3 protein-coding genes are annotated in these 3,967 nt (G+C 65.8%); 2 read left to right on the forward strand and 1 reads right to left on the reverse strand.

What is annotated here, in order from left to right; all coding sequences use genetic code 11:
- The coding region (locus DM373_RS28170) for an acyl-CoA synthetase (RefSeq protein WP_110996589.1) at positions 1–1,611 on the reverse strand (1,611 nt) is incomplete at its 3' end.
- Positions 1,612–1,825: 214 nt separating this feature from the next.
- Here DM373_RS28170 and DM373_RS28175 point away from each other — a divergent pair.
- Both DM373_RS28175 and DM373_RS28180 read left to right on the forward strand, forming a co-directional pair.
- A complete protein-coding gene (locus DM373_RS28175; RefSeq protein WP_244215145.1) occupies positions 1,826–3,211 on the forward strand; it encodes a sensor histidine kinase in 1,386 nt (461 codons plus the stop codon).
- Positions 3,212–3,222: 11 nt separating this feature from the next.
- A complete protein-coding gene (locus DM373_RS28180) occupies positions 3,223–3,846 on the forward strand; it encodes a response regulator transcription factor (RefSeq protein WP_110996591.1) in 624 nt (207 codons plus the stop codon).
- Positions 3,847–3,967: the final 121 nt, after the last annotated feature.

Here is a 3,967-nt window from a genome sequence, read left to right on the forward strand (position 1 = left end):
GGCGCGGTCGCGTAGTACGTACTTCTGGATCTTGCCGGTGCTGGTCTTGGGCAATTCGCCGAATACCACGGTCTTCGGCACCTTGAACCCGGCCAGGTGCTCGCGGCACCAGGCGACGATTTCGTTTTCGCGGGTGCCGCCGTGGCCGGTCTTGAGGGCGACGAAGGCGCAGGGCGTCTCGCCCCATTTTTCGTCGGGGCGCGCCACCACGGCGGCCTCGAGCACGGCCGGGTGGCGGTACAGGGCGTCCTCGACCTCGATGGTGGAGATGTTCTCGCCGCCGGAAATGATGATGTCCTTGAGGCGGTCCTTGATCTCGACGTAGCCATCGGCATGCCACACCGCCAGGTCGCCGGTGTGGAACCAGCCGCCGCGGAAGGCCTCAGCGGTGGCCTCGGGATTCTTCAGGTAGCCCTTCATCACGGTGTTGCCGCGCATGAAGATCTCACCCAGGGTATTGCCGTCGCGCGGTACCGGTTCGAGGGTTTGCGGGTCGGCGACCATCAGGCCGTCCAGGGTCGGGTAGCGCACGCCCTGGCGCGACTTGATCCGCGCCCGTTCATCCAGGGTCAGCGCGTCCCATTCTTCATGCCAGGCACACACGGTCACCGGGCCGTAGACCTCGGTCAGGCCGTAGGTGTGGGTGATGTGGATGCCCATTTCTTCCACCGCGCCGATCACCTTGGCCGGCGGTGCGGCGCCGGCGACCATCGCCTGCACCGGGTGCTCGATGGCGGCCTTGGCGGCGTCGGGCATGTTGACCAGGGCGTTGAGCACGATCGGCGCGCCGCACAGGTGGCTGACCCGGTGTTCGCGGATCAGCGTGAGGATTTTCTGCGGGTCGACCCGGCGCAGGAACACGTGGGTGCCGGCCAGCGCGGTGACGGTCCAGGGGTAGCACCAGCCGTTGCAGTGGAACATCGGCAGGGTCCACAGGTACACCGGGCGGTGGCCCATGGCCCAGGTCATCTGGTTGCCGATGGCGTTGAGGTAGGCGCCGCGGTGGTGATAGACCACACCCTTGGGGTTGCCGGTGGTGCCGGAGGTGTAGTTGAGCGAGATCGCCTGCCATTCGTCCTCCGGCCACTCCCAGGCGAAGTCCGGGTCGCCTTCGGCGAGCAGGGCTTCGTAGTCCAGGTCGCTGACCGGCTGGCCCTCGCCGTATTCCGGGTCGTCCACGTCGATCACCAGCGGCGGGTGTTCCAGCAGGGCCAGGGCATCGCGGATTACACCGTGGAACTCGCGGTCGCCGATCAGTACCTTGGCCTCGCCATGGCGCAGCATGAAGGCGATGGCCTCGGCGTCCAGGCGCACGTTGAGGGTGTTGAGCACCGCGCCGATCATCGGCACGCCGAAGTGCGCTTCGAGCATGGCCGGGATGTTCGGCAGCAACACCGCCACCGTGTCGCCACGGCCGACGCCACGGCCCTGCAGGGCGCTGGCCAGGCGTCGGCAACGGGCATAGGTTTCGCGCCAGTCACGGCGGATGGCACCATGGATCACGGCCGGGTACTGGCCATACACCGCAGCGGTGCGTTCGATGAAGCTCAGCGGGGTGAGGGCGACGTGGTTGACAGGTGCGGGCATCAGGCCCTGGGAGAAGATCGACATGCGCGGTTCCTGTAGGGGAGGCAGGCACACTTCGTGCGCTAGACCCCCGGTGGCTGATTGTTAGCTCTGATCAGGGTGTGGGAGGGGCGTGCCTCCCTGTCGCTTTTTTACGCGAGCCGCTATGGTATCTGGAAGATCGACTATAGCAATATAGTAAAACTACTATAACAAGAGCCTTTGCCCGTGAAGCCTGACTGCTCTCCCTTGCTCTCCCTTGCTCGCCCTGGACCCGCAACCGAGCCTTTTGCTGGCGGCCGATGCCAGCCCACTACAGCTCAACGCCGCCTTGCAGGCACTGATTGCCGAAGGGCCGCCGCTGGCCGGTTGGCTACCGGGCAACCATGCTGCGCTGGTGCGCGCCTGCCTGCGCCAGGGGCGGGCCATAAGCGAGGTCGAGGCTCAGGTGGGCGAGCGCATCCTGCTGTGGACCTTCATCCCCGATCACGCCGGGCAACAGGTGCTGGCCCGCTGCCGCGATGCCAGCGGCGAGCGCCAGGGGGAGCGTGAGGCTAGCCGGGCACGGCGGCTATACCGGCTGATCACCGAGAACACCACCGACCTGATTTCCCGGCACAGCCCGGACGGGCGCTTCCTCGATGCCACGCCTGCGGCCTTCCGCCTGCTCGGGGTCTGGCCGGAGCAACTGCGCGGCAGCCCGGCACGCAGCCTGCTGCACCCGCGCGAGCGCCGCCAGGCGCTGTTGCAGGCCGGTGCGGCGCTGGAGGCGGACGGTTACCACACCATGACCTGCCGCGTGCGCCATGCCGATGGCCGCTACCGTTGGTTCGAGATCGCCTGCCGGGCGATCCGCGAAACCTATACCGGTGCGGTGGTAGAGATCGTCGCCGTGTCCCGCGATATCACCCTGCGCATCGAGGCTCAGGAAAACCTGGCCCATAGCGCTCGGGTGGCAACGCTGGGCGAGCTGGCTTCGGGCATCGCCCACGAGATCAACCAACCGCTGGCCGCGGTGCTCAACTACAGCAATGCCAGCCTGCGCTACCTGAACAACCTGGAGCACGATCCCCAGGCCCGCGAACGGGTTGCCCAGGGCCTGCAACGGATCAACCAGCAGGCCACCCATGCCGCCGAGGTGATCCGCCGTCTGCGCGCCTTCCTGCGCAAGGGCCCGCGCCAGCTGCAGGCGCTGGATATCGCCCAGGTTGCCAGCGAAGCGCTCAGGCTGTGCGCCTGGGAGGCGGGTGCGGCGCAGGTGTGCATCGAACAGCGGCTGGGGCCGCAGCTGCCGACGGTGTATGCCGATCGGGTGTTGCTGGAGCAGGTGCTGCTCAACCTGCTGCGCAATGCCATCGACGCCAACCGTGAGCAGCACGCAGGCCTACCGTCGCGTATCCTGCTGGGCGCCTGGCGCCAGGATGACGGGCTGCTGGTGGAGGTGGCCGACCAGGGGCCTGGCGTGGCGCCTGAGCAGTTGGAGGCGATCTTTACGCCCTTCACTACCAGCAAGGCCGATGGGCTGGGCCTGGGGTTGAGCATGAGCCGCAGCATTGTCGAAGGCTTGGGTGGCAGCCTGTGGGCACGGGTGGGTGAGGGCGGCGGGTTGGTGTTGTGTTGCCGGCTGGCGGTGAACCGGACATGAAGGAGGGGGCGGTGGTGCAAGCGAAGGTGTATGTGGTGGACGACGATCCGGGGATGCTCGATTCGACGGTGTGGTTGCTCGAGTCGGTGGGCTTGCAGGCCTTGCCGTTTACCAGCGGCCAGGCGTTTCTGGAGGCCTGCGACGGTAGTGGCCCGGCTTGTGTGTTGCTGGATGTGCGCATGCCGGGGATGGGCGGGCTGGCGGTGCAGCAGGCGTTGCAGCAGCGGGGGGTGGACATGCCGTTGATCTTTGTCAGCGGGCATGCCGATGTGCCGATCGTGGTGCGGGCGTTCAAGGCGGGGGCCTGTGATTTCATCGAGAAGCCGTATAACGATCAGTTGCTGCTGGACAGTGTGCAGGCGGCGCTTGGGCGTGCCCAGGGGGGGGATGTGGCGGTGAAGGAGGTGCAGGCGCGGATCGACAGCCTGACGCCGCGGGAGCGGGATGTGTTCATTCCGTTGGTGCAGGGGTTGGGGAATCGGGAGATTGCCGAGCGGTTGGGGGTTAGCGTCAAGACTATTGACCTTTATCGGGGGCGGGTGATGAAGCGGATGCAGGCGGGGAGTTTGGCGGAGTTGGTGGGGATGGCGATTGCTTGTGGGGTGGTGGGGGCGTTGGGGTTACGGGAGGTTTGAGCTGGGTCATCGTTAGTTTCAAGTTTCAAGTTTCAAGGTCTTGGCTATAGTTTCGGCTATCTATTTGCAAGTTGTTAATTGTTGGTTGTTGGTTTTTAGTTTTATATGTGCATTCATTTGT

The sequence above is a fragment of the Pseudomonas sichuanensis genome, assembly GCF_003231305.1.
Classification (GTDB): Bacteria; Pseudomonadota; Gammaproteobacteria; order Pseudomonadales; family Pseudomonadaceae; genus Aquipseudomonas; species Aquipseudomonas sichuanensis.